The organism is Paenibacillus sp. 01T422, assembly GCF_056398785.1.
The window spans coordinates 1-21,598 of sequence record NZ_JBFTQB010000114.1 but is presented as its reverse complement, the minus strand read 5'-3'; the positions used below and the strand labels follow the sequence as shown (position 1 = coordinate 21,598).

The 21,598-nt window shown below is 45.4% G+C and carries 23 protein-coding genes and 1 pseudogene; 18 read left to right on the top strand and 6 right to left on the bottom strand.

Annotated elements, in window-relative coordinates:
• Window positions 1-136: 136 nt before the first annotated feature.
• Window positions 137-220, bottom strand: a complete 84-nt coding sequence (locus AC1DUA_RS08930; protein ID WP_477499396.1) for a YjcZ family sporulation protein — start codon at window positions 218-220, stop codon at window positions 137-139.
• Window positions 221-379: 159 nt separating this feature from the next.
• Between AC1DUA_RS08930 and AC1DUA_RS08925 the strand changes: the two genes are divergently transcribed.
• Window positions 380-1,456, top strand: a complete 1,077-nt coding sequence (locus AC1DUA_RS08925; protein ID WP_477499395.1) for a hypothetical protein — start codon at window positions 380-382, stop codon at window positions 1,454-1,456.
• Between the two features lie 66 nt (window positions 1,457-1,522).
• On the opposite strand, the gene AC1DUA_RS08920 is transcribed toward AC1DUA_RS08925, so the two are convergent.
• On the bottom strand, window positions 1,523-2,152 hold the full coding sequence (locus AC1DUA_RS08920; RefSeq protein ID WP_477499390.1) for a nitroreductase family protein: 630 nt from the start codon (window positions 2,150-2,152) through the stop codon (window positions 1,523-1,525).
• A 175-nt stretch (window positions 2,153-2,327) separates the two neighbouring features.
• On the opposite strand from AC1DUA_RS08920, the gene AC1DUA_RS08915 reads away from it, so the two are divergent.
• The 12 genes and pseudogenes from AC1DUA_RS08915 (at window position 2,328) to AC1DUA_RS08860 (ending at window position 12,737) form a co-directional block, all read left to right on the top strand.
• The gene (locus AC1DUA_RS08915; protein ID WP_477499394.1) at window positions 2,328-2,609 is read left to right on the top strand and encodes a hypothetical protein; all 282 of its coding nucleotides are present in this window, start codon (window positions 2,328-2,330) and stop codon (window positions 2,607-2,609) included.
• 63 nt (window positions 2,610-2,672) lie between these two features.
• Window positions 2,673-2,849, top strand: a pseudogene (locus AC1DUA_RS08910) (6-carboxytetrahydropterin synthase); the annotation flags it as partial.
• 71 nt (window positions 2,850-2,920) lie between these two features.
• Complete coding sequence (locus tag AC1DUA_RS08905) at window positions 2,921-3,601, top strand: 7-carboxy-7-deazaguanine synthase QueE (protein WP_477499389.1); 681 nt, start codon at window positions 2,921-2,923, stop codon at window positions 3,599-3,601.
• A gap of 66 nt (window positions 3,602-3,667) precedes the next feature.
• Window positions 3,668-4,366 carry a 7-cyano-7-deazaguanine synthase QueC gene (queC, locus tag AC1DUA_RS08900; protein WP_477499393.1) on the top strand — a complete coding sequence of 233 codons (699 nt, stop codon included), beginning with the start codon at window positions 3,668-3,670 and terminating at the stop codon, window positions 4,364-4,366.
• A 34-nt stretch (window positions 4,367-4,400) separates the two neighbouring features.
• Complete coding sequence (locus tag AC1DUA_RS08895) at window positions 4,401-5,078, top strand: response regulator transcription factor (protein ID WP_477499388.1); 678 nt, start codon at window positions 4,401-4,403, stop codon at window positions 5,076-5,078.
• Window positions 5,075-6,046: a HAMP domain-containing protein gene (locus AC1DUA_RS08890; RefSeq protein WP_477499387.1), complete on the top strand. Its 972-nt coding sequence runs from the start codon at window positions 5,075-5,077 to the stop codon at window positions 6,044-6,046. The genes AC1DUA_RS08895 and AC1DUA_RS08890 overlap by 4 nt, the downstream gene beginning before the upstream one ends.
• Window positions 5,976-6,212: a sensor histidine kinase gene (locus AC1DUA_RS08885; RefSeq protein WP_477499392.1), complete on the top strand. Its 237-nt coding sequence runs from the start codon at window positions 5,976-5,978 to the stop codon at window positions 6,210-6,212. The genes AC1DUA_RS08890 and AC1DUA_RS08885 overlap by 71 nt, the downstream gene beginning before the upstream one ends.
• A gap of 114 nt (window positions 6,213-6,326) precedes the next feature.
• The gene (locus tag AC1DUA_RS08880) at window positions 6,327-9,440 is read left to right on the top strand and encodes an efflux RND transporter permease subunit (RefSeq protein ID WP_477499386.1); all 3,114 of its coding nucleotides are present in this window, start codon (window positions 6,327-6,329) and stop codon (window positions 9,438-9,440) included.
• A gap of 12 nt (window positions 9,441-9,452) precedes the next feature.
• Entirely contained in the window at window positions 9,453-10,751 is a 1,299-nt protein-coding gene (locus AC1DUA_RS08875) for an efflux RND transporter periplasmic adaptor subunit (RefSeq protein ID WP_477499385.1), read from the top strand.
• 37 nt (window positions 10,752-10,788) lie between these two features.
• Complete coding sequence (locus AC1DUA_RS08870) at window positions 10,789-11,250, top strand: hypothetical protein (protein ID WP_477499384.1); 462 nt, start codon at window positions 10,789-10,791, stop codon at window positions 11,248-11,250.
• Window positions 11,247-12,419 carry a hypothetical protein gene (locus AC1DUA_RS08865; protein WP_477499383.1) on the top strand — a complete coding sequence of 391 codons (1,173 nt, stop codon included), beginning with the start codon at window positions 11,247-11,249 and terminating at the stop codon, window positions 12,417-12,419. Before AC1DUA_RS08870 ends, AC1DUA_RS08865 begins: the two co-directional genes overlap by 4 nt.
• 117 nt (window positions 12,420-12,536) lie before the next feature.
• A complete protein-coding gene (locus AC1DUA_RS08860; RefSeq protein ID WP_477499382.1) occupies window positions 12,537-12,737 on the top strand; it encodes a hypothetical protein in 201 nt (66 codons plus the stop codon).
• Between the two features lie 204 nt (window positions 12,738-12,941).
• On the opposite strand, the gene AC1DUA_RS08855 is transcribed toward AC1DUA_RS08860, so the two are convergent.
• On the bottom strand, window positions 12,942-13,847 hold the full coding sequence (locus AC1DUA_RS08855) for an AraC family transcriptional regulator (protein WP_477499381.1): 906 nt from the start codon (window positions 13,845-13,847) through the stop codon (window positions 12,942-12,944).
• A 154-nt stretch (window positions 13,848-14,001) separates the two neighbouring features.
• Here AC1DUA_RS08855 and AC1DUA_RS08850 point away from each other — a divergent pair, with 154 nt between their 5' ends.
• From AC1DUA_RS08850 to AC1DUA_RS08840, 3 genes are all read left to right on the top strand, one after another.
• Window positions 14,002-14,844 (top strand): sugar phosphate isomerase/epimerase family protein, encoded by an 843-nt coding sequence (locus AC1DUA_RS08850; protein ID WP_477499380.1) that lies wholly within the window; start codon window positions 14,002-14,004, stop codon window positions 14,842-14,844.
• A 3-nt stretch (window positions 14,845-14,847) separates the two neighbouring features.
• Window positions 14,848-15,867: a Gfo/Idh/MocA family protein gene (locus AC1DUA_RS08845; RefSeq protein ID WP_477499379.1), complete on the top strand. Its 1,020-nt coding sequence runs from the start codon at window positions 14,848-14,850 to the stop codon at window positions 15,865-15,867.
• A 133-nt stretch (window positions 15,868-16,000) separates the two neighbouring features.
• Window positions 16,001-17,383, top strand: a complete 1,383-nt coding sequence (locus AC1DUA_RS08840) for an MATE family efflux transporter (protein WP_477499378.1) — start codon at window positions 16,001-16,003, stop codon at window positions 17,381-17,383.
• Window positions 17,384-17,557: 174 nt separating this feature from the next.
• Here the strand turns inward: AC1DUA_RS08840 and AC1DUA_RS08835 are convergent, their stop codons facing one another.
• Entirely contained in the window at window positions 17,558-18,322 is a 765-nt protein-coding gene (locus AC1DUA_RS08835) for a MerR family transcriptional regulator (RefSeq protein WP_477499377.1), read from the bottom strand.
• A gap of 163 nt (window positions 18,323-18,485) precedes the next feature.
• On the opposite strand from AC1DUA_RS08835, the gene AC1DUA_RS08830 reads away from it, so the two are divergent.
• Window positions 18,486-19,112, top strand: a complete 627-nt coding sequence (locus AC1DUA_RS08830; protein ID WP_477499391.1) for a LysE family transporter — start codon at window positions 18,486-18,488, stop codon at window positions 19,110-19,112.
• A gap of 2 nt (window positions 19,113-19,114) precedes the next feature.
• Here AC1DUA_RS08830 and AC1DUA_RS08825 read toward each other — a convergent pair whose 3' ends face one another.
• Together AC1DUA_RS08825 and AC1DUA_RS08820 are read right to left on the bottom strand one after the other, a co-directional pair.
• Window positions 19,115-20,515 carry an amino acid permease gene (locus AC1DUA_RS08825; protein WP_477499376.1) on the bottom strand — a complete coding sequence of 467 codons (1,401 nt, stop codon included), beginning with the start codon at window positions 20,513-20,515 and terminating at the stop codon, window positions 19,115-19,117.
• 74 nt (window positions 20,516-20,589) lie between these two features.
• Window positions 20,590-20,886 carry a Rieske (2Fe-2S) protein gene (locus AC1DUA_RS08820; protein WP_477499375.1) on the bottom strand — a complete coding sequence of 99 codons (297 nt, stop codon included), beginning with the start codon at window positions 20,884-20,886 and terminating at the stop codon, window positions 20,590-20,592.
• A 100-nt stretch (window positions 20,887-20,986) separates the two neighbouring features.
• Between AC1DUA_RS08820 and AC1DUA_RS08815 the strand changes: the two genes are divergently transcribed.
• Window positions 20,987-21,598, top strand: a 612-nt coding sequence (locus tag AC1DUA_RS08815) for a threonine aldolase family protein (protein WP_477499374.1), incomplete at its 3' end; no start/stop codon positions are given.

Here is a 21,598-nt window from a genome sequence, read left to right as displayed (position 1 = left end):
CAGCATCCAAGAACGACTGGTCTAATAAGCAAAAAACTCGCAGCGATTGAGGCCGAACGTCAGCGTTTAAATCAACAAAGCGAATAAAAAAGACTGTTCCCCATCATCATGATGAAGGAACAGCTTTTTTAAATTCTTAAAGAACAAATGCGCTAGTGATGATAACTAGCAAGATGAAAAGCACCAAGATAGCACCTACGCTATTGTGTCCAGCAGACATGTGAGAATCCCTCCCTCTTGACTCTATAGGATAGCATATGAAGTGAAGGACATAAGTGTATAGACGTTTATCCTGTATGCTCATATTTTGGACGAAATTGGGACAATCTACAGAAGAATTATTAGATCTGTAGAGGAGGCGAAGAAAGTCGTGGCCGATATGATGCTTAGACCCGACCTGAAAACGGCAGGCGGAGAAGTCTGCGATATTATGTACAATGGGGAGTTTGTCGGTACGTTAACGCTAGTCTACAGGGAATCGGATCGACTTAAGGGCTCGATTCATCTGGAGCGGCAGTCCGTTGCGCAAGAGGACAAAAATAGTGTGTATGAATTTGTCCAGTCGTACATTCAGAATGTCATTGATGCACTGGCTATTACGAAGTGCGAAGTAGTTGTCAGCTATAGCGATTATGATTTTGTGATCGCGACCGATCATGCCATTGGACCTGAGATGGTGGAAGAGGATAACAGCTCAAATAATTACTATTTGGATGATGAGGATGCTGATTATGAATGGGTGAACGATGACGAAACCAGATTTGATGATATCGAGGGAACGAACGGACCTGAAAGTTTGCATATGATTGAGCAGCGAAGGCAGCAAATGGGGTACGAGCTAGTCATTGTTGGAGAGTATAGAAATCTTGTGGAATACCATGTATATGACAAAGAATCGGAATTGGTTGCTGAAATCATTACCCATGTATACGGATCAGATGTGATTGGGGAAGTTACATGGCAATTTGATCCTTTCGATGAAGAAATGGACACAGTGACGGAACTGGTCGTAGCCGATTACGATGAGAATGAAACGGATACGTTCATTTTCAATATGATATTCGATGGTGAGATTATTGACACTGTTGAACTGACCCATATAGATTTATTGGAGCTTGTGGATGACATTAGGGAAGAGTCGTTAATGCCACTGAATCCAGAGGATTACTCGATTATTTTGGCAAGGGACGACGGGGATACGTTGACGTATGAAATATATCAGCAGTCGTATGGTGGTCTACCGATCGGGACGGCAACGGTGGATATAAGTTCTCGGCAGTTAACCGGCTTTATAGACTTCAGGGAGCCAGGAGATTCCGATGATCGAGAGCTTATAGCGTCTTTGTTATTGGATGAGCTGGATAAGGAAAAAGAGTACGAAACCTTCAATGTGTCCATGTTGTATCGGAATAAGTTGATTGACGAAATTTGGTTCGAAACCGATCAATTACATTGACTGTAGAAAAAAAGAAAGGCATGGACTCTCATTTTGCTAGGAGAGCCATGCCTTTTTTTTGTTTTATTAGAATGTGTTGGAAACGGTAATTTGATCCAGGGATAAACGGCCAGCTGAACGAGCTGGAGAAGCCGCCAAACCAACGCTGATTAACATAACAGGTACATATCGAGCTGGAACGTTGAATGCTTCAACGAATTTCGCCGCGTCGTATCCGCCCATTGGGCAAGTGTCATAACCCATTGCTTTGGCAGCAATCATAAGCTGCATAGCAGCAAGGGAAGCATTACGAATCGCTTCATCACGAGCAACTTGTGGATATTGATAAACTCTTTCAATTTGAGCAACAAGAGTGTCTTTCACCTCTTTAGGCATGTGACCAGCTTCAACAGCTGGACCGAAGACAAGCTCAGCATTTTTGTTAGCTTCAAGATCACCAAGAACGGCGATAACTACGGAGCTTTCTACGATTTGCTTTTGACCGTATGCAATTGGAAGCAATTTCTCTTTTTGAGCTTGATCGTCAATAACGACCAGCTTCCAATGTTGAAGGTTCCATGAAGATGGCGCTTGGGATGTAGAAGTCAAAAGCTGCTCAAGATCAGCCTTCGGCATTTGGTGTCCTGCTTGGTATTGCTTAACGGAATGGCGGTCTTCCAAAACTTGTAGAACTGTGGATTGTACTTGTGTGCTCATCTAAAATTCCTCCAAAAATTATAATTGTAAAATTATTGTAAAAGAAATATAAGTTGTAAGTTCAAAAACAATTTACTGTAATCTTAAATGTTATAGTTATAGTTGTCAAGGGGTCTTCCGCGATGTCGGAAAATGTTGGATAATGGAAAGAAGAAAGGGGTTGTCCCTCTTGAAAATGACGCAAAAAGAGTTGAGCCACCTTGTATTTCTATCTGAGGTTGTCCTGACGGGCAAGAAAAAAAGCCTAATGGATGAAACACTGCAGTGCCTGCTCTATATCGTAAAATCGTTGGAAGAGGTTGAACTTCCGGATACGGTTGTTAATCAAATCGAATGTTTGATGGCAACGATTGAATCGGATTTGCGTGATGAAAACGAGCGGATGCAGGAAATCAGGGGCCACTTGGATTGGACGCAAAAGCGAAGGCGAAATCCCCCAGATGTTGATAGATTGTGAGAAATGGACTCTTCATGATATAATGTAGAGTACTGTTTTTTTTATAATTAAGAGGTGATAGATATGAGCTATGAAATCCCAAGAGATGTGCAAATGTTGGGGCGTGACATCACAGAGAACCAATTAAAATATCATCACAAATCCGTTTTGATTTCTAAGGAATTTACGTTTGACAGTGCGCATCATTTGCATTGTTATGAGGGAAAATGTAAAAATCTGCACGGCCACACCTATAAACTGCAAGTCCGGCTGTGGGAGACGCCGACCTCCTACGCGGCCATCACTCGCTCGATGATGGAGGAGGAAGAGTAATGCGAGATATCCGCATTCCGATGGTCGAGATCTTCGAGACGGTTGAAGGCGAAGGAACCCGTGCCGGGTTCCCAACGGTCTTCGTCCGTCTTTTTGGTTGCAACCTGCGCTGTACCTGGTGTGACACCAAATACAGCTACCCACCCGCGGAAGCGGAGAACGTCATGACCATTGCTGAAATTGTCAGCAAGGTCACTTCGTTCCGCTCCCGGCATATTTGCCTGACCGGCGGCGAGCCGCTCCTGTACGGTGAGAAGTCGCTCGCCCTCATCGACGCGCTCGCTGAGCTGGAGCAGGTCGACGACCTGCACATAGAGACGAACGGCGCGATCGATCTCGCTATGTTTGTAGAGCGTGTTGCCTCGCCGAAGGTGCGATACATTATGGACTTTAAGCTCCCTGACTCCAGTGAGATGGAGCAGATGATTATGAGCAACTTCGGCTTGCTGCGGGAGCAGGATGAGCTGAAGTTCGTTATCGGCAGCGAGCACGATTTCCACACGGCGGTGGACGTGCTTGAGAAGTATCCGACGAAGGCGCTGCCGATGTTCAGCCCGGTGTGGGAGACGATGCCGCCGCACAAACTCGTCCAGCACATGCTGGAAGCGGGACTATCCAGAGTTAAGCTGAATATGCAGCTGCACAAGATTATATGGGATCCGGTGATGCGCGGCGTTTAGCCGCGTGCCAGCCGTGGTATCCCTTTTTTCACTACTATAAGAAAAAAATGAGGTGTCTTTATGAGCATGAGCAATGATAACAACAAAAGAGCCGTTATTATTCTGAGCGGAGGCCTGGACAGCACCACGTGCATGGGAATCGCCAAAGAAGCGGGATACGACCTGTATCCGATTTCTTTTGACTATGGACAGCGCCATAAGATTGAACTTGAGAATGCGAAGCAAGTTGCGGAACACTATGGTGTGAGCCAGCGCCACAAAATTATTAAGCTTGATTTCTTTCGCGATTTTGGCGGCAGTGCATTAACCGATGATAGCATTGATGTGCCTAACGTTATGAATGGAGAAGCGGAGGAATCCGAAATCCCAGTAACTTATGTGCCTGGACGTAATTTGCTCTTTCTCTCTATTGCAACGTCTTATGCGGAAGTAACTGGCTCCGAGGCGATCTATATCGGTGTGAATGCTCTCGATTACAGCGGATACCCGGATTGCCGGCCGGAATTTATTCACAAAGTGGAAGAAGTAATTGCCCTGGCAACCAAGGTGGGTGTGGAAGGGAAAGGCATCACGATCCAAACGCCTCTTATTGACTGGACGAAAGCCAAAATCATTGAAGAAGGTTTGAAAATCGGAGTTCCATACGAGCTGACGACATCTTGCTACAATGGAAAAGCTGAAGCCTGCGGCGTTTGTGACAGCTGCCGGTTGCGTTTGAAAGGCTTTGAAGAAGCGGGTTCTAAGGATCCAATTCCATACCTGTAAGTAGTTCAAGGCTTGAAGAAAGGCAGGGCGTGTCGTGACCAGAATCATGGTGGTGGATGATGACGCGGACATCAGGGAACTGATACGCRTATATTTGGTTGGAGAAGGCTTGACGGTTTCGCAAGCTAGCAATGGCGTTGAGGCGCTCAGTATGCTCGAAACGACCCCGGCGGATTTAGTCGTCTTGGATATTATGATGCCTCTGATGGACGGTTGGGAGCTATGCCGCGAGCTCAGGGCGCGTTACGACGACTTGCCTCTTCTAATGGTTACGGCCAAAAGCGAGTCCGTACATAAGGTGAAAGGGTTTCAGCTTGGCACGGACGATTACCTTGTGAAACCCTTTGACCCTTTGGAACTCGTGATGCGGGTCAAAGCTTTGCTGAAGCGATATCGGATTAACGCCTCGCAGACGATTACGGTCGGCAATGTCGTCATTGACCGCACGGCTTTTGAAGTGCGTTTGCAGGATCAACGGATGTCCCTACCGTTAAAAGAGTTTGAATTGCTTTATAAGCTGGCGAGCTATCCTGCACAAATTTTTACAAGAACGCAGCTAATTGAACAGATCTGGGGAATCGATTACGAAGGTGATGATCGGACCATTGATGTGCATGTCAAAAGATTGCGGGAGCGGTTCGAGCCGCTGACCGAAGAGTTTCGGATAGCCACAATCCGAGGATTGGGGTACAGACTTGAGGTGAAGGCATGATCAAGTCGCTTTATCTCCGCGTGGTGCTTACTTTCTTAGCCATTGTGGTCGTGAGTGTGTCAGTCGCTTTTCCACTGGCAACGATTTTTTTCAGAAGTCTGATTACGAACGAGTTCCAGGACGAGATGCTCACGATCGGCAATCAGATTATCAAGCTAAGCGAAGACATGCAGGTTAGACAGCTTGATTCCTTTGTATCGGAGAGCAACCGTTTTAATGAAAATTACGTTTTTACGTTATTTAACGAAAATGGGGAGCCCATGACGGCGATTTCATTAAATAAAAACGGTGTCCCTCGTATTGAAGCATCGGAAGTTGCCTTTGTTTTGAAAGGCAGTGTGTACAAAAGCTTAGATTACGGCATGATTAAAGATCCACTGAAGGATATGAAAGTAGGCATCCCACTTAAGGTTGGAGATAAGACGTTTGCTCTTTTCATTCATCCCTATTTATCTGAAGCGACCCGCCGGCAAGTACAGACGGCTGTCATTACCGTTCTGGTTATCGTGCTTGTTGTCGGCAGCCTGCTGATTCTCATTGCCTCGCGATATTTGGTGAATCCGCTGAAGAAATTAACGGTGGCTACGCAGCGGTTGGCTCGCGGGAATTTCAATGTGCACGTCGCGGTTATGCAGAAAGATGAGCTGGGACAGCTGGCCGCTAGCTTCAATCACATGGCTGGCGAGCTGAAACAGCTTGAACAGATGCGCCAAGACTTTGTTTCGAACGTCTCCCACGAAATTCAAACACCGCTTACGTCGATTCGCGGCTTTTCCAAAGCGCTGCGGGGGTCTGAAATCGAGGAGTCCGAGCGAATGCGCTATTTGGAAATTATTGAACGAGAGAGCGAGCGATTATCTCGCCTCAGCGATAATTTGTTAAAGTTGGCTTCATCAGATCTGGGTTCAAGACAACGGGATTGGCATCGCGGAGGAAGATCAAGGACGGATTTTCGAGAGGTTCTTTAAAGTAGATCAAGCTAGACAACGGGATTCGGGAAGCGGGCTAGGTCTTGCTATTGTTAGGAAAATTATTGACCTGCACCAAGGCACGATTGAGGTTCGGAGCGAACAAGGAAAAGGCACTCACTTTTTAGTCACTCTTCCAATTTTAACCTATTCCTTGAAGAAATAATGAACATTGAAAGCTTGGAATCTTATTTCCAGGCTTTTTTGGCGTTTGTTCATATTGGGTTCATATTCAAAATGTATCTTATAGAAACAATGATTAGATGAGGGGAGTAAAGGAATGAATCGACTTACACACTTTTCCATGAAGAATGTCTCGGCATTAATCATCATCATGATCATGCTTTTTGTTGGCGGTTTATATTCTTCATCGCAGCTTAAAGTAGAGAACATGCCGAACGTTTCTTTCCCGGTAGTTGCAGTAACGACTACTTATACAGGCGCGCCAAAGGACGTCATGGATGAAATTACATCACCGATTGAGAAGAAGCTAGCGAATCTTGAAGATTTGGATTCTATGCAGTCGACGTCAAGTGATAACTTTTCCATGATCATTTTGATGTTCAAACAAGATGTTGATACTGACAAAAAGAAACAGGCTGTACAGGATATGCTCGCTGAAGTCTCTCTTCCGGCAACAGCAGGAGCACCTAAAGCGTCAACGTTTGGCGCGGCTTCCTTCCCTTCCAACTACTTAGTTGCTTATGCCGATAACGGCATCAGCCAAACCGAGCTTGATAAATCTTTTAAAGATAAAATTAAGCCTGCTCTTGAAGGAATTAAAGGGATTGACCACATGGACGTAATCGGAGCCAGAGACACTTCGCTTGATATTGAGCTGAATGCCGCGGCCCTTGACGTCTATGGTTTATCTCCAGGCATGGTATCCAATGCGATTAACGCCGCTGCGACGAAAAGTCCAATCGGCAGTGTAGAGATTAGCGGCAATGACAAGATGACGCGTGTAACGGGCAATATGTCCAGCTTGTTCGATTTGGAGCAGCTTGAAATCACAACGCCAAAAGGCGATATCGTAACCTTAAATCAGGTTGCTAACGTCAAGGCGATAAGTGAATCGGATTTCATCGGTCGACTGGATAGCAAGCCGGCGATTGGAATGATTTTGTACAAARCAGGCAGTGCGAATGCTGTTGAATTCTCTGATGAGATTCAGAAACAGATTGAAGGTTGGAAAACAACGTTACCTAACGTTACTTTCAAGAATACGTACGATAGTGCAGATCAAATTAATGAATCGATTTCAGGACTTATACGTGAAGGTATTGTAGGGGCTATATTGGCATCCTTAATGATCTTGATTTTCCTACGAAATGTTCGAATGACGCTTATTGTTCTAGTTTCGATCCCACTTTCCATTTTGATTACTTTACTATTGATGTCTACCCTAGGTTTAACACTCAATACGATGACCCTCGGCGGTATCTTTATTGCAGTAGGACGGGTCGTGGATGACTCCATTGTCGTAATTGAAAATATATATGCCTCCTTGCAGAAAGCACAGGAGCGCAATGAGTCCGTTATTGCTTTAGCGACGAAGCAGGTATCCATGGCGATTACGTCATCGACACTTGCAACTGTTGGGGTATTCGCACCACTTGCTTTGGTTACAGGCGTTGTCGGCGGATTCTTTAGACCGTTTGCCTTAACAATCGCTTGTGCGCTGCTCTCTTCCTTGATTGTAGCCTTAACGGTTATTCCGATGCTGGCTAAGTTGATTGTTCTTCGCAGTAAACCAAGCAAAACTCATCACGATGAGTCGCAACCAACTAAGCTAACAACGTTCTATGAGAAAGTATTGACTTGGAGTTTGAAAAACAGAATCAAAACGCTGCTTATCTCATTGCTAATGCTCGTTGTGACAATGGCCGGAACCATACCGTTCTTGTCCGTGGCCTTCTTGCCTGAATCAAGCGCCGCGACGACGATGTACTTCCAACTGAAACTGCCATATTCGACTTCATTTGAAGCGACAGATGCCAAAACGAAGGAAATCGAAACGGTCTTGTTAAATACGAAAGACTCAAATGGCGAGCCAGTTTTCAAATTTGTAGAATCCTTGGTCGGTTATGCTGGCAATGACGATGAGCGTACACCGTATGCTTCACAGATTTTCGTTCAAGTGAATGATAAAGTGGATGGCAATCAAGTAAAAGATGAAATGAAGGCTTATATTCTCTCAGAATTGCCAAACGGTTCTGAAGTTGAGCCTAAAGCAATGGAAGGTGATTTCGGTGTTTCATCGACGGATTTCGCCTATACACTGCAAGGCGATGATCAACTTCAACTGGAGAAAGCAGCTAAGATTGTCAAAGATAAGCTGCAAACTTTCCCAGAACTTGCTGAGATTGAAGATAATTTAAGTGATGCCAAAACAGAAATAGAGATTGCTGTGGATCAGAATAAAGCAAGAGCTTATGGCCTCAGCTCCTCATCTGTTCGAGATACAGCACGTGCCTGGATTCAAAAACAAAGTCTGGGAGATATGAAATTCGATAATATCACATATACAACAACGGTATCGTTAGACAAATCGGACAAAAATACGCTTGAAAAACTAGGCAACATTCCGTTAACCGGATCAAATGGATCTACGATTCTGTTGAAGGAAGTAGCCAAAATCAACGAAACGAAGGGCGCTGCTTCCCTTGCACGTGAAGATCAGCAGCAGCTTGTCAAAGTATCTGCCAAAATTAATGATACAAATAAAACCGGCGTAAGTGCTAAGCTTACCGCGGCATTAAAAGATGTTGAATTACCAGAAGGCGTGACACCGAAAGTGACTGGTGTTTCCGACGATGTCAATGAGAGCTTCGGTCAATTGTTCGTCGCTATGGGAGCCGCGATATTCGTTGTTTACCTGATCATGGTTCTAGCATTTGGAAACGCGAGTGCACCATTCGCCATCTTGTTCTCTCTACCGCTTGCGGTTATCGGAGGGCTGCTCGGACTCGTTATTGCGCACGAGCCGCTAACAGTTACATCTATGATTGGTTTCCTCATGCTCATCGGAATTGTCGTCACGAATGCCATCGTCTTGATCGACCGTGCGCAGCAGCTGCGCGATGAAGGCTACACGGTTCGCCATGCTTTAATTGAAGCAGGAAAAGTGAGACTTCGTCCGATTATTATGACAGCTGGAGCTACAATTATGGCTTTGGTGCCGCTGGCATTAGGTATTTCTGCAGAGGGTGGATTAATCGGTAAAGGACTGGGTGTTGTTGTTATCGGTGGTCTGATTACCTCTACGGTTCTAACTCTAGTTGTCGTACCTATTGTGTACGAGTTGATTGAAAGCATAAAGAACCGGATGGGTCGCATGTTCAATCGTAAAAAAGATAACCAAAACACAACCACAAGTACGATAGAGGTATAAGGAGGCACATAGATGATTAACGATAGTTCGCGAAAACGTAAATTTAGATATCGCTCGATGGGCGTGATAGCGCTATTGACCGCAGCTGCGGTCTTAGCGTCTGCATGTTCAGCGCCAGGGTCCAAGGGGGCTGCTACAGTTCAACTGGCGCCAAAGGCGGTTAAAACCGAGGTTGTTAAAAAGCAGAAAATTAGCAATCCCGTTGAGCAAGTTGCCGATGTATCGGCAGGAACGACGCTGGATGTTGTTTCAAAAGCAAACGGCGAAGTACTGAACGTTGTGAAAAAACGTGGAGAGTACGTCGAAAAAGGCGAAGTGCTGTTTGTTATCGATAGTAAAGACGCAGTTTCGGCACAACGGAAAAGCGAGTTGGCTTTAAAAAGCGCGCAAGAGTCACTGCAACAAGCACGAGACAATAAAGTGAACAACCGCAAGGATTTGGCGGACAATGTGGCAAGATCGCAAACCGCTTTGACCAATGCACAGCAAGATTACAACAAAACTCGTAATGATTTTGATGCAGGTACAGCGGTTCAACATCAAGTGGACCAGATGAAGCAAGCTTTGGATAGCGCGCAAATGAATTTGGACGCAGCACAAAGCAAGCTGTCGGCCTTTGATAATTCCGATTCGATCTCTTCCGCACAGACACAGGCAGAATCTGCTAGTTTATCCTTGGAGGATGCGACTAGGTCTTTAGAGAATTATGAAGTTAAGGCACCGGGCAGCGGTGTTCTAACCGACTTCAATGTGGTCGTTGGACAAACGATTGCAGCGGCTGCTGGCAAGGTTGGTCAAGTTCAACAAATTGATCCGATTAAAATCAAAACTGAGCTTACGGAAACCAACTACCAGCTTGTTAAGGGGAAACAAGAGCTCGTTTACTATAATCCAGATACACCGGACAAAAAAGGAACAGCGAAAATTAGCTATTTGGCTCCGATCATGAGTGCGGCAACAAAAACATACACGCTTGAGTTGGAAGTTCCAAATAGTGATCACCAACTTCAGCCAGGTAGCAGATTCATGGTGCAGCTAACAACGGAAACGGAAGAGCAAGTTGTTTCGATTCCAACGTTGAGCGTCATCCGTGAAGAATCTGATACGTTTGTCTTTGTTGAACAAGGCGATCAATATGTGAAACGCAAAGTGAAGCTTGGACGTATCAATGGAGAGTTCCAAGAAGTAATAGATGGCGTTAAAGATGGCGAGAAATTAGTCATTTCCGGCCAGAACACGTTGAAGGACGGGCAGAAAGTAGAGAGCGCTAGTGCTTCTCCAGCAGCGACAGCGACACCAGCAGCAAAATAATCCAGCAACGAAATTACTCAAAGAGGAGCGTATATACATGAAAAAAAGACCATGGAAATCCAGTCTGACCGCCATTATGCTTGGCGCATTGATCGTGCAGGGCGGTACGACGGTTTGGGCAGCAGATGCTGCGCCAACCGCACCTGTTAGTGCGCCTACAGTCAATTATGGACTGACAAGTGACATCCGCGCAGCCGTGAAAAGTGTAGCCGTGACGCCAACAGCGACCGGTTCACAGCTTGCTGTCACGGTTCGCTTATACAATGGCGGTGTGATACAGAACCGAGTGCCTGAGCACGAGCTTCGTGTACAGACTCCGTTGATACGAAGGAAATTGGCACAATTGATCAGCTTTCTTTCGTCAACGTGGACGTTTACTCTTACCCAAAAGTGGAAAAAACATTACTTGCTATGCCAACCAATTCCGTTTGGTATGGTGCGATGGGAAGTGCAGCATTACAAAGTCTTGATAACATCGCTTGGGGGCAATCGTTCTTGATCCCAGGTGTTAACTCCGGATTAACCTATACAGCAGTTGAAGCTTCCATGCAAAATACAACGGCAGGCCGTGTAGCCGTAGTGACTGTCCTTGCTAGTAATCCCGGTACAGGCCGTGAAACAGTGCCAGCATTCCGCGTGGATGCGCAGTCCGAAACGAAGAACTACGAAGGAAAACGTTCGGAAGTGGAAGCTGTTGCGTTGGAAGCTGGCGAGAAGAAATACATTCATTTTGCGATCCCGGTTGAAAATGGTGTGACCTTGTCTAACCTGGTAGTTTTATCCACGGACAGCTTTGTTCCAAAAGGTGGAACCGAAGCGGCAACATTAGCAACAGGCAAGCTGGCTATTGCATGGCCGAAAGAACAAGGGTCAGGGTCCTCAACAGCAGTTCCTTATACGATCGGTCAACCGATCGCGTTTGATGCCTTGACCAAAGTGATCGACAAATCAACACAAGTATCCTTGATGGAGCTTCATCTGCATGAGAATCCAGGTGAAGGGTTCAAAACAGCTGTAGCGAAGTTCAAACTAACGAATACAAGCACAACACCTATTGCGTTGCCAGCCTTCATGTCGGAATTGGTGAGTACACAAGGTTTAACCTACCAAGGAACTCGTCAAGCCAATGTGACAGAAATGATGAACCCAGGACTAAGTTACGTCGTAAGTTACTCGTACATTGTTCCACAGTCAGAAACGGGAACAAACTTCTCCCTGAAGTTGCTTGATGCTGTTGCTGCCGCGCCGTATACAACGACAATTGCAGCACTGCAAACTGATCTGCAGCAGGAAGAAACGGATTCAACCATTTCCTTGTATCCTTTCGATCTGAAATTTAATGATGTGACCGTTAACTCGGTAACGACACCTCAATTGACTTACACGTACAAAGTACGTCTTGATCTGGGCATCGAGCAAAAAGAGAACGTCGTTGTAGACAATAACTTCTCCAAATTGAGATTCGAAATTGTCGATAATGCGGGACGTGTCATTGGCTCCAAGGATGCATCTTTCGCAGGCGACAATAAACTGATTAGCGGCGTACAGACGCTAGATGCTTCGAACATCACAACGGATCAATTCAGCTATCCATTCACAGTGAATGTGTATGAAACAATTGAAACGGCTAGTGGTACAGCTAAGCGTTTATTGAAAGTAATTAAATAAAGTAGATATAAAAAAAGCACCCRATCTGGGTGCTTTTTTATATCTGTATGAATTTAATGGGTAACAACCGAGGTGACCCCTTATTTATGTTTGGTTGGAGGTTGTGAGGGATAGATTTTGAGTAAGCGCGCGCGTGATAAGCGTGTTTACAAAGCCGAGCCGTCCGTCGGGAGCAAACAGCACACGATAGCGATGTTGAACAGCGTTCTAGTGTTGGGAGTCGCCTCGCCGCGTTGGATGAAATCCAATGAAAACACCAATTGCACACCTAAATTGCTCATTCCATTGGACGAAATCCAATGGAATTGCCATAACTAGCCCTTTTAGCAGCTCAATTCACTGATCTCATTGGATTTCATCCAATAGGATCGCTGATCGAGCCGTTAAATCACTATGTCCATTGGATTTCGTCCAATGAAGAAATCCGATCCGATAGCGCCGCCAGTCGACGCAACAAAACGCACCCAAACGCAACCCAACCCCAAATGGTGTTTTGACTTTGTAGGACTATTTATCATGCGGTTAAACACGCGCCTTAACCGATTTCGCATAATCCGAGGGAGACATGCCAACGGTTTTCTTAAAGTCTCTGGAGAAATAATGGATACTGGCATAGCCTAGCATCGCGGCAATTTCCGTGAAATTGTACCGGCCATCTCTGATATAGGTTTTGGCTTGTTCGATTTTCAGCGATTTGAACGCTTCTAAGACGCCGGTTTGCATCTGTGACTGGAAAAGCTCCTTCAACCGGCTTTTCCCCAAGTGAAACGTCTGGCATAACTGATCCTGCGTAAAAGATTGAGAGAGATTTTCCTTCAGATAATCGAGAATTTGCTGAACGATGCGTTGTTCGGCTTTTTCCTTTTGCAGAGATGACTGCTTAATCTTAGCTGCTGCCTCTATCGTTGAAGAGGCCGTCTTTTGATTGCGAATCAGCGTGATAAGCAGAGCTTCCAAATAGGTTTTGATCAACTGCTCGCTGGCAAAAGGGGCTCCTGGATTCCGTTCAAGATGATGGACAGATGGCCTATCAAAAGGAGGCAGAAATGCCTGAAACCCCTCTTGAATAATGAGGGATAGCATATTTCTCTCCCGATCGCCAAGCGCCAATATTTTATTTTCAAAATCAGACATCGCTGCTGACGCGCATTCGAAGGAAATGACGATAAGATTAGGTGGTTTATGTTCATGCTTCACGCTAACGGTATGGAATTCTTCCGGTTTATGAAAAATCATATGCCCCTGCTGAAGGGTGTGGATGTGATCATCGGCCCGAACCTCGACCTCTCCTTTGTCGACATATAGAATTTCCCAAAAGTCGTGTTGTTCGCCGTCAAACACATATCCCTTTGCATACTCAAAATAGTGAAAGGAAATGAGATTTGGAATGGATATTGATTCTTGGAGCTGTATGCGTGGGAATTCCATGCTGTCCGCCCTTTCTTAGCGTCTTTGTGGTGGTAGGACCCAGCTTTATTTTATCATATCCATTTTTGTAAAAGTGCAAATAAATCGGCTTTTTGGATAAATCTTATCTAGCAAAGGTCTTTTATAATAAAGGAAAGAGACGGAGGAGATAACGATGAAAAAAGGGATTAACATTTGGTCATTTCCAGGCTCTATGAAGGTAGAGGAATGTATAACTGTCGCGAAAGATGCGGGGTTTGACGGCATCGAATTGGCTTTGAACGAAACAGGTGAGCTCAGTCTTGAAAGCAATGAAAGCGAAATCAAACAGTACCGTCAGTTTGCTGATGATAAAGGCATTGAGCTAACGAGCTTAGCCAGCKGTTTATATTGGACGTACTCCATAACTAGTGGACATGCTGGAACGCGTCAAAAAGCGAAAGATATTATCAAAAAGCAGCTGGAAAGCGCAGCGATTTTGGGCGTAGACACGATATTGGTTGTACCTGGAGCTGTTGGCGTAGATTTCATTCCTGACTCTGAAGTTGTGCCCTATGATCAAGCGTACGATTATGCCCTAGAAGGTATCAGTGAGCTGTCTGCGGTTGCGGAATCTCTGAAAGTGTCTATCGGTATTGAGAATGTTTGGAATAAATTTTTGCTATCACCGCTGGAATTGAGAGATTTCATTGATAAAATCAATTCGCCATATGTCGGTTCCTACTTCGATGTCGGGAATGTCTTATTTGCCGGCTACCCGGAGCATTGGATTACTATTTTAAATAATCGTATCAAGAAAGTTCACTTCAAAGATTACCGACGCGCTGCCGGCGGTTTGCATGGATTCGTGGATCTGCTTGCAGGCGATGTGAACTATCCAGAAGTGATGAAGGCTTTGCAAACAATTGGCTATGAAGATTACGTTATCGCAGAAATGATTCCTGGCTATACGCATCACGGTCAGCAAATTATTTATAATACATCAGGTGCTATGGATGCCATTCTGGGGAGGAAATAAGCCATGTTAAAAATCGGATTGATCGGGTTAGGTTTTATGGGGAGAACGCATCTGGAAAATTACATTCGTCTCGAAGCTGAAGGGGTTCCAATTAAAGTTGTGGCTTTATGCGATATTGATATCGAAAAGTTGGAAGGACATGCATCCGGAGGAAACATTGATACAGGAGCCTCCGGCATTGACTTCAGCGTTTACAATAAGTATACAAGTGTTGCTGAAATGCTTGAGAATGAGCAGCTTGATTGTGTGGATATGACATTGCCTACGTTTTTGCACAGAGAAATTTCCATTCAATGCTTGATTAAAGGTCTTCATGTGTTATGTGAAAAACCGATGGCACTGAATGCAGAAGAGTGCAAAGACATGATTGAAGCTGCTGAGCAAAATGGGAAACAGCTGATGGTCGGTCAATGTCTGCGCTTCTGGCCAGCTTACGAGTATTTGAAACAAGTCGTGGCAAACGAAACGTACGGCAAAGTAATAGCTGGTTACTTCTACCGCGGTGGCGGAACGCCAACTTGGGGACCATGGCTGTTGCAGAATGCGAAGAGCGGCGGAGCTCTCCTCGACATGCATGTGCATGACATCGATATGATTAACTGGTTGTTCGGTAAACCAGAATCGGTCTCCACGTTGGCTAGGAACGTTGTGCCAGGCAGCGGGTACGATGTCGTTTCAACGAACTATTTGTACGAAGATGGCAAGGTTATCAATGCGCAAGCGGACTGGACGCTTCAAGGGGATTACGGCTTCGATATGCAGTTCCGCGTAAATTTTGAAAAAGCTAATGTTGTATTCACGGCAGACGGTCTTAAAGTGAATGTGAACGATGGTCCTGGCTTCAGTCCTGAGATTTCCGCGGAAATGGGTTATTACCAGGAGCTCAAATACTTCGTTGAGACTTTGATTTCTGGACAGAACGTCGCAACGGCCACACCTTTCAGTACGATGGACAGCATTGTTATTGCGGAAGCTGAAATTGAATCAGCGGATAATCGCGGTGCATGGGTTCGCGTAAAATAGCTTTGAATCATGAAACAACCTTGGACTTCTTCGGAAGAGAGATCCAAGGTTGTTTTGTTGGATATTAGTAGCATTTGACTGAAATCGCTTACGTATCCTAAGATGAAGGTATTTGAATTGAGGAGCATAGAAAATGATAGACACCCAGTCAACAGCAACATGGAAAAAGCTTAGTCTATTCGCCATTACGTGGCCGATCTTCATTGACTCCGTTCTGCGGATGATGCTCGGTACCGCGGATGTGTTCATGCTCAGTCGGATCTCAGATGAAGTAACCGGAGCTGTGGGATTAGCGAATGAAATCATCGTATTCTGCATCCTGATGTTTGGCTTCGTCGGAATCGGAACGAGTGTAGCCGTAGCGCAGAATTTGGGTGCTGGCAGAGCCAAAGAAGCGAGTCGTATTTCGGCATTGGCGATAACGATCAATTTAATATTCGGGATCGTCGTCAGCATCGTTTTGGTCGTATTTGGCGAATCGGTCATGCAGCTAATGAACTTGGCTCCTGATCAGATTGCTATAGCTAAGAAATACTTGAATCTCATCAGTGCTTTTATTTGGATCGAAGCGCTGTCGTATGCGGTTTCCTCCGTACTTCGTTCGAATGGTCAGACGAGAGACGTTATGTACGTGACACTCGGCGTGAACGTGATCCATGTCGTTGGTAACATCCTGCTTATCTTCGGGAATCTCGGATTTCCTGAGTGGGGAGTAACGGGAGCTGCGGTCTCTACTGTCGTAAGCCGTTTTCTTGGACTTATCGTACTTTTTGTAATTCTCTATCGCCGCATTCCATTCCCGATTCGCTTCAAGGATTACATCACGTTCGATAAACGTATTGTGAAGCAAATCTTGAGCATTGGACTCCCTGCCGCCGGAGAACACTTGTCTTGGCAATCTCAATATCTAATGATTGTGAGTTTCGTTAATATCATCGGTCAAGTCGCGTTAAGCACGCATGTGTATGTAATGAATATTACCAATTATTTTATGGCACTTGGTATGGCGATCGGGATGGGGACGGAGATTATCGTGGGTCATATGGTTGGAGCCGGCGAGTTTAAGGCAGCATACCATAAGCTCATTCGTAGTCTGAGAATGACATTCATACTGACATTTGTGGTTGTTGGAATCGCCGCTATCTTCCGCAAAGAGCTGCTCGGATTATTTACGGATAACCCACAAATTATTGTAATGGGATCGGGAATTTTGTTGCTAAGCGTAATTCTGGAGCCTGGTCGAACGTTTAATCTTGTTGTTATTAATTCACTCCGCGCTGCGGGTGATGCTAGATTTCCTGTAGCCATGGGAGTTCTCTCCATGTGGGGTGTTGCGGTGCCGCTTGCGTATTGGCTGGGCATTCACATGAACATGGGACTTCTAGGCGTGTGGATAGCCTTTGCTGTCGRTGAGTGGCTTCGAGGCCTGATTATGTATTTGCGGTGGAGAAGCCGCGTTTGGGAGAGCAAGGCGCTGGTCAAACCTACTGGCGGCGGCGTAGCAGCCAATTCATAACCGAAAAGCACAGGGCCCCTAAGGGTTCCTGTGCTTTTTTCGGTTGGGGGTTTGACATACACATGGCTGCTGGTGGCTGGCTGGTGTAATACTATTCTATTCAGGTTTCTTCTAAATAACTGGATGTTTGGAGGATATGATAGAAAAGATGCTAGTGTCCCGCTCACAGTGCTATTATTTCGTAAAACCTGTATAAATGTGTATGGAATCTCTCAGGAATTCTGCGGTTCCTGGTTGTTTATCATCATAGTAGGCCTTAAATCTTTCATCATCCACATACATTTGGGCTAGACCGGCATGTGCCTCTTTGCTATATTCACTCCAGTAGTAGGATAGCCATTGCTTGTGCAAATCCGCGGCTTTTTGGGCGGCCTGACTAGCAGGATCTCCTGTTTTGAAAGCTTCTGCGAGTGAGGCCTTGACTTCAGCTGCAAGACGCGTAACCTCGTCATGCTCATCTTGTGTCATGTTTTTCAATTTTTGATTCGATTTATTCACGCRCTCATCGCTATATTTTTCGCGGATTTCTTTCCCGTATTTGTTCTCATTCTCATCAATAAGCTGTTGCTTAAAGCCTTCGAATTTCTCTCTATTTGACATGGCGATTCTCCCTTCATTTAACGCTATCGTTTTTTCTACATTGGCAATCAACGCATCAAGCTGGGCTCTTTTGTCCAGGAGCTGTACATGATGTTCTTTAAGAGCATCCTCTCCGCTAAAGGTGGGGGCGGTTATGATTTCTTTGATGCGATCCAGATTCACGCCCAATTCTCTGTAAAATAAAATCTGCTGCAATCTATCAACCTCCGCCTGTCCATAGATTCGATACCCGGAAGAATTGATTCTTGCCGGCTTAAGAAGCTCAATCTCATCGTAGTATCGAAGTGTTCTAGTGCTCACACCAGCCAACTTTCCAAGGTTTTGCACGGTGTATTCCATCTGTTCACCTCCTGACAACTTAACTCTACTGCTTTACGCTGCGTGAATGTCAACGACTTTTTTATAGCCAAAACCAGGAATCAAAGTTATACAAGCCCTATTCAAAGAATAAGATATTACGAGCCATAAGGCTTGTATGTATAAAAGCGAATGGGTGATTGAAATGTATGTGATGCTAAGTTTTCTACTATTGGGTTTGTCGCTTTCCGCGCCGATTGGGCCTATTAATGCCGCCATGCTGGATAGAGGCATCAAGCGTGGCTTTGTACATGCGTGGATGGTGGGTGTGGGTGGCATGCTCGCAGACGTCATACTGATTGTCCTCATTTATTTCGGACTTGTACACTTTCTTACAACACCATTCATGAAGACATTTCTGTGGCTGTTCGGTTGCTTTATTTTACTCTACTCAGGAATCGAAAGTGTTCTTAGTGCCGGTAAATTGAAAACGGAAGGTCACAGGTCGGAAGAAACGTTGGCAAATTCYTTTTTTACAGGACTAATCATGGCTATCAGTTCTCCCTTGTCCATCCTGTTTTGGCTTGGGATCTATGGATCGGTGCTAGCGGAAACCATTGCTAAGTATGATAGAAATCACGTGCTGCTGTATACGGGGATCATGTTCGTGGGGATTATCCTGTGGGATCTCATCATGGCTTCGTTAGCCAGTGTATTCCGCAAATTCCTTACGCCACGCGGGCTTTCGGTCATCTCTATCGTTTCGGGGTTATCCCTGATCGGTTTTGGTTTGCATTTTGGATTAAAAGCTTTTCAAGCCCTCTTCACTTAACATTAAGTTGCCCCTTCACGATTATCGGGTTTGGGCAAGGACAACTTGTCAGCGTGGAAAGCAGTGATGGAACCAGGCGTATTTTTCTTCCATTTGAAGCTCAGCCCCAAAGTTAACAGGCCAATCAATACGATGAATAAGAGACTGATCCAGAAGCCTGGTCTACTCGTCGGATGAAACGCGGTTCCTACGATTGCGGTTAGAATAAGAAACATACCCGTGTATCTTTTCATTTTCCCCCATAAGGATAACTGCAATAATCGGCCTGATGAAAGTAGGATGAAGAGCCAATTCATCAGCAGCATAATGCCTGCCGCAGTGGTGATATACGCATATAATTTCTCAGGTAGAAACAGGGCCATCAGCACGGCTGCCGTTATCCCGCCAGTCGTAAATCCGATGGCGGGTAACGGCATTTTACGTTTGCCCGTTGTTCGTCTAGTGAATATGGCAGGGGCATTGTGATCTTGAGCTAACGTGACAAGGATGGTGGTAACCGCAAACAGGGAAGCGACCATCGTCGAAAATCCCGCGATGATTAGTATCGCATTGAAGGCATGAGGGACCAGAGGGAGTTGGTAGGAACCTAAGGCCACCTGAAAAGGACTTTCTTTTCCCTGTAGATTGCTCAAGGGGATCAACGTCAAAGCAAGTGCTAACGAAGCGATATAGATGATGGTTAAAAGAAGGATCATCATGTTCCCGGCTTTTGGGGCCTCTTCAGGCCGTTTGAGCCTTGCAGCCATGATGCCCATGATTTCAATGCCGCCAAACGCATAAAAAGCATAGATGAAAGAAGACCAAATACCGACTCCCCCTTTTGGTAGAAAGGCTTCCTTGGTAGTCGGGAACTTCGGCGGGTATGTGCCTGTAAGGAATCCATAGACCGCCGCGCCAGCGATAATCACAAACATCACAATGGCGGATACTTTGATAATGGCAAAAATATGCTCAGCACGTTCAAAAACCTTGGTCCCGAGCAGAATAACGCCAAGCCCTAATAGGGCGTAGGCCGTCGCAAAAACCCACATCGGTAACCTTGGGAACCAGATGCGGGTAAAAAATGATAAAGCTGTTAACTGACTTCCCATAATTAATAGCTCTGAGCACCAATAAACCCAACCGCTGCTGAAGCCTGCCCAGCGTCCGAATGCTTTGGCGGCGTAGGTTTGAAACGAGCCTTGCTGGGGATCCTTGCCCGTCATTTTGGCCAGAACATCGAAGACAATATAAGTGCCGAAAGCTGCGAGTATGAACATAAAAAGGACAGAGACGCCGCCCATTTGAATCGCGATTCCAGTGCCTAGGAAATAGCCGGTACCGATGGTGCAAGCGACGCCAAGTAAGCTCAGCTGCCACCAAGTCATTCCCTGGGACTTATTCGTGTTCATCTTGTCGGGCATGCTGCCTCCTAAAGCCATTCATTTGATAACAACAGCTGTTATTATAGCTTGACCACTGGTAAAATATACGTAAGTCATGCCATCTGAGCGAACAACTGGTTGTCACGAAGGATGACGTTATAGGAGGCGAGTCTGGCGCTAGGCACATTATGACAACGTCCTGTATGTACTTCAAAAGTCCACCCGTGCAAAGGGCATTCCAGCTCTCCGTCAATCAGATCGACGGTATAGCCGCCATGAGGGCAAACACTTGAGTAAAGACTGTACTGGTCATCGTCTACCTGTATCAAAAAATACAGATCACGGTCAAGCTCAACCTCCGCAGGAAAAGTAGTAAATTGATCAATGGAACCGATGAGGATTTCCTTCATTGGCTGAGTCTCCTTTTTCAAAATAGAGTTAGCTTGATTATAATCCACTGCCCTTCTGAGACCAAGAGTGAGCTGTGACAAACAAAGGAGTACGATACAAATGAACAAAATCAATCCATTATTAGCAGCGTTTCAACAAACAAACTATGCATTGGGTGGGCATGGCAAAAGAAATATTCAAGTATTGATAGATGCCTTGCAGGACGTTGATGGTCTTACGGATGGAGATACTTATGGCAATGGTAAGTTAATTGAAGATTTCCAAGAGGAAATGGCCGCGTTTCTTGGTAAAGAATCGGCTGTCTTTTTCCCTAGTGGAACTATGGCTCAGCAAATTGCTCTACGAATCTGGTGCGATCATAAAGGGATCAAGAAGGTCGCCTATCACCCACTCAGCCATTTGGAAATCCACGAGGAAGACGGGTTGAAGGAGCTTCATCATATCCAGCCTATTTTGCTTGGTGAAAAAGATGGGTTAATTCGTCTGGAAGATGTGCTGCAATTAAAAGAAGATATTGCTTGTTTATTGCTGGAATTGCCGCAGCGGGAAATTGGTGGACAGCTTCCGGACTACGAAGAGCTTGAACAGATCTCTGCCTACTGCCGCAGTCATGGCATCAAATTACATTTGGATGGAGCAAGATTATACGAGATTCTTCCTTATTATCAGAAGTCTGCCCGTGAAATCTGCGAGCTGTTTGATAGTGTGTAC